Here is a 4,713-nt window from a genome sequence, read left to right on the forward strand (position 1 = left end):
CTTCCCAATCCTTAACCGGGAATAAGTATTTCAGTGCAACCACCAGGACTAACATCAATAATAAAATCTTAGATCATAATAATTAAGTATAATCCCTGAACTGTATAGATGTAGGGCCTCACGAGCATCTGCCATGCGGTAATAAAGGCGATTAAAAACAGTGAATCAAAAAACCATTTAATGCATAAATAGAAATGATAAGGGTGAGATAGTGAACATTGAATTGAGTGATGGACGCAGGCTAAATCTGGAAGAACTGTTCCAGGAAATAGAACAAGATAATGTGGGTGGGGCTTTTATCGCTACAGATGCCAATGGAGAAAAACACCTGTACTTGAGCCGTGATGGTGATATAGACGAAGAGCGGGACTGTCTTTCTCTGATTTGAGAAGCTCAAACACTTGCACATTATGATATCCATATGCTGCGTTTGAGGTATCAGGCGCTGGAAATGGGAATTTCCCTGCATATTCATTAAGCTTGGAGAATTTTGAGCAGTTTTTTTAAGGCTTGAAGAGGTATTCTATAGGGCGGATATTTAAGGGGTATATCGAATGACAAGCTTTGTTTCAAGATGCTTTTTTTGTGAGAAAAAAGCTCAAAGGAAGCCCGCCCATGGTAACTGCCCATACCGCTCTCTCCTACCCCGCCAAAAGGCAGGTAAGGACTGGAGATGTGGCTCAAGGTATCATTTATGCAGACACCTCCGGAGCTGCTGTGCCTTAAGACCTGCTCCTGCCGTTTCCGGTTGTGGGAGAAAAAATACAGGGCCAGGGGTTTGGGGCGTTCATTGACGAATTCGATAGCCTCCTCCAGGTTCCCGAATTCCAGCACCGGTAAAAGGGGGCCAAATATTTCTTCCTGCAGCAAAGGGCTGCCAGGTTCTATTTCATCCATGATGGTGGGAGCAATGTAGCGTTCTTCCCGCACGGCCTCGCCGCCATAGAGAATGCGGCCATCGGCCAGCAGGGCCTCTAGCCGCTGGAAATGTCCTTCACTGATGATACGGGCATAATCGGGGCTCTGGCGAGGATTGGCACCGTAGAACTTCAGCAGCACTTCCCCCATTTTTCTCAGCAGGGGCTCTTTTATCTCCCGCTGCAACAAGAGGTAGTCGGGGGCCACGCAGGTCTGGCCGGCATTCAAGAACTTGCCCCAGACGATGCGGCGGGCCGTGTATTCAATATTTACATCCTGATCCACCAGGCAAGGACTTTTCCCGCCCAGTTCCAGGGTCACCGGAGTAAGCCTCCGGACCGCGGCCTGCATCACCAGTCGTCCCACCACCGAACCTCCGGTAAAGAAAATGTGGTCAAAGGGCTGCTCCAGCAGCTCGCTGCTAATCTCGGCCCCACCTTCAAACAACGCAATGTATTCCTCCGGAAAGGTATCCTGGATAAGGGCCTGCAGGAGTGAAGAGCTGTGCGGGGCCAATTCGGAAGGTTTTATTACCGCACAATTACCGGCGGCCATCGCTCCCAGCAGGGGGGTTAAAGCCAGATAAACCGGGTAGTTCCAGGGACTGATAATAAGTACCTGGCCCAGAGGTTCCGGATAGATCAGGCTTTTAGCTCCCGGGTACAACCGGGGTGTTCTTACTTTTTGGGTTTGCACCCAGGCGGGGAGGTGTTTCATGATATAGGCCAGCTCGGCTCGAAGCAGCCCTACTTCAGTCATATAGGCTTCCTGCCGGCATTTGCCCAGATCCAACTCCAGAGCCCGCAGTATCTCGTCCTCCCATTTATCGATTGCCCGCTCTAGCTTCTGCAGTTCCTGCATTCGAAAAGCCAGTTCCCGGCTGGCGCCGCTCTGGAAAAAGGCCTGCTGTTTTGCCAGCACTTCCGCAGGTGCCTTCTGATATCCATTTGGGATCACAGTCATAAGCTTATCCCCCGTTGCTATTAAGAAAATAAACTTTTTGACGCAGCGGGACGCTGACCCTTCGGGCGCAGCAACCTTAATAGCGACCGAATAGAGTATTAGTGGTACCCGCAGGGTGATATACGCTGATACTATCCGCGTAAATTATAATAAATCTGCGAAAATCTGCGTCAGAAAATCCCCGTCCTTGTTGTTCCTCAATTTTCATCGGTGTTGTGTCCTCTGAGCATGAGGGTTTCCCATGAAATCAGGCCTGCTCTTCCTTGAGCACTGCCCGGGCCTGGGGAAAAGGCTGCAAGGTTCGCTCCAGTATGCCATTTACAAAAGCCAGCAGAACCCCGTAGTTTACAATCGGCACCCCGCTTTCCCGGGCCAAATCTATCCGGTGGAGCATCTGCCGCCGGTTGATCATGCAGGCGCCGCAGTGCACCACCAGCTTGAATTGTTCTAGATTCTCAGGATAGCCGCTGCCACTATACCAGTGGAAGTCCAGTTCTCCCCCCACATAACGGTTCAGCCAGCGTGGTATCTGCACCCGCCCGATATCATCGTCCTGGGCATGATGGGTACAGGCCTCGGCTATCAAGACCTGGTCGCCGGGACGCAGCTTTTCGATGGCTTTGGCTCCGCGCACCAGTTCCAGAAGGTCCCCTTTGAAGCGAGCAAAGAGTATGGAAAAGGAAGTGAGCATCACCTCATCCGGGGTCTGTGGCGCTACTTTCCCAAAGACCTGGGAATCCGTAATAAGCAGGCGCGGTTTTTTCTTAAGCCCCTCCAGAGCCTGGCGCAGCTGGTTTTCCTTGACCACCATGACGGTGGCATCACTTTCCAGCAGATCACGGATGGTCTGCACCTGGGGCAGTATGAGCCGTCCCTTGGGAGCAGCTAGGTCAATGGGCACTACCAGCAAACAGATATCCCCGGGCTCGATGAGATCCCCCACTATATGGGCTTCTTCGAAATGGGTCGGTGCCCGCTCTATAATCCGTTCTTTTAATAGTTCTATCCCTTCCCTGCTGAGGGAACTTACTGCTACCAGGGACAGCCCCAGCTGTTTTTCCAGGCTTTTTTTATCGAATTTGCCCTGGTCTATTTTGTTTAAGACCCCGATGAGCGCTATCTTCCTGCTCTGGATTTCCTGCTTCAATTCCAGCTCGTATTCGCTTATACCCAGAGCCGGGTCAATTACCAGCAAAGCCAAATCCGTTTGGTTTAGCACCTCCCGGCTTTTCTTGATTCGTAATTCCCCCAGTTGACCTTCATCATCAATGCCGGCGGTATCGATTATCATGCAGGGACCGATAGGCAGTATCTCCATAGCCTTGAAAACCGGATCGGTAGTAGTTCCCGCCACCTCCGAAACCAGAGCTATTTCCTGCTGGGTCAGGGCGTTTATCAAACTGGATTTCCCGGCATTGCGCCGGCCCAATATAGCTATATGCAAACGATTGGCTTTGGGGGTATCCTGCATCGTTTTGCTCCTTTCGCTGTTTCGGCAAAAAAGAATCCCACCCGGCATTTTCCTGGCAAGAACCGCAAGTGCTTTTAACCGGCCAATTTCAAGGATTTGGCTATTACCATGGCAGCTTCGGCCCGGCTCGCATTGGCACGGGGACGGAAGCTGTTGTCCGGATAACCGGAAATAATGCTATGTGCGTTGGCCACAGCTACTGCTTTCCTGGCCCAGGCGGAAACCTGATCGGCATCACTAAAGACCTTGTTTTCGTTGAGTTCCGCCAGTTTGGCGGCATTGACCACCATTACTGCCATCTGTTCCCTGGTAATGGATTCATCCGGAGCAAAAATGCTTTCACTGTAACCGCTTACTATTCCACTGGCAGCTGCCACAGCTATGGCCTCCTTGGCCCAGTGCTGGGCGGTATCGTCAAACACTTTACCATCCTTAACATTCAGCTTCAGAGCCTTGACCAGAATGCTGGTAAACTCTGCCCGGGTAATATTCTGCTCGGGCTTGAAGCTTCCGTCGGGATAGCCTCCGATAGCTGCGGAAGCCAGTAGTTCCTCAATGGCTTTCTGGGCCCAGTGTCCCTGGATATCGCTTAGTTTGACTACTTTATTATTCTCAATTGCTTTCTGTTCCGGGACGGTTGCCTTTTCCGCAGCTATAACCGCAAACTTGGTAAAATGTTTGGTCTGGCCACTAACCTGGCCTGCGGCCAGGTCTACTTTGATATTGGACAGGGGAAGCCATTTATTTGCCTTCTCATCCAGATAACGGATCTGGATATCATATTTGTTGCTATCTACTTTGGTCTTATCAAAACTGAGAGTAATGCTTACTGCTTTCTTAAACTCTCCGCTCTTATCTTTTTCTATCTCGACTACATCACTGATAAGTTTGCCCTTCTCCGCCAGGGGTAGTTGGGAAACATCCTCTACTTTTCTTACCTTTACCTTGAAATCCTGGTCAAAAGCCGCTGCTGGAATATCGATTCTGGCACCCTGCTCGTTAATAGTAGCGGCTTCCTGACCATATGACTTTTCATCTGCTGGAACAGCTACTCCTCCCCCTGCTGTTGTGCCCGATGTGCTAAATTCGAAGCTCTGTTTGCTGCCCAGGGTGCTGCCGTTATTAGCCTCAATGCCTGCTTCCAGTTCCACTACATAAGCGGTGCCTGGTTTCAGGTTGTTAAACATAAGTTCAAGCCGGCGCAATTTAACGGCGTCATTTCCTGAGCCTTGTTTTATATAATTATAGTTGGAGTGTTTAACTTCAGTACCGCTGGCTTTTTCATAGACTCGAATCTTGTTCAGATTGCTGCTCAAGGTTTTGTCCATACCGTTGCCAAAGTCAAACTGCAAAAGGGTATC

General features: G+C 50.3%; 4 protein-coding genes. 1 reads left to right on the forward strand and 3 read right to left on the reverse strand.

All coding sequences use genetic code 11. The annotated features are described in order from the left end of the window. Positions 1–184: 184 nt before the first annotated feature. Positions 185–388: a DUF3892 domain-containing protein gene (locus PHP87_RS10715; protein WP_299921213.1), complete on the forward strand. Its 204-nt coding sequence runs from the start codon at positions 185–187 to the stop codon at positions 386–388. 86 nt (positions 389–474) lie between these two features. Here PHP87_RS10715 and PHP87_RS10720 read toward each other — a convergent pair whose 3' ends face one another. From PHP87_RS10720 to PHP87_RS10730, 3 genes are all read right to left on the reverse strand, one after another. Beyond that, the gene (locus PHP87_RS10720) at positions 475–1,881 is read right to left on the reverse strand and encodes an aldehyde dehydrogenase (protein WP_299921207.1); all 1,407 of its coding nucleotides are present in this window, start codon (positions 1,879–1,881) and stop codon (positions 475–477) included. Positions 1,882–2,128: 247 nt separating this feature from the next. Continuing rightward, entirely contained in the window at positions 2,129–3,352 is a 1,224-nt protein-coding gene (gene hydF, locus PHP87_RS10725; protein ID WP_299921209.1) for a [FeFe] hydrogenase H-cluster maturation GTPase HydF, read from the reverse strand. 74 nt (positions 3,353–3,426) lie between these two features. Further along, a partial coding sequence (locus tag PHP87_RS10730) for an S-layer homology domain-containing protein (RefSeq protein ID WP_299921211.1) occupies positions 3,427–4,713 on the reverse strand: 1,287 nt, incomplete at its 5' end.

Source organism: Syntrophomonas sp. (assembly GCF_028707975.1).
Taxonomy (GTDB): domain Bacteria; phylum Bacillota; class Syntrophomonadia; order Syntrophomonadales; family Syntrophomonadaceae; genus Syntrophomonas.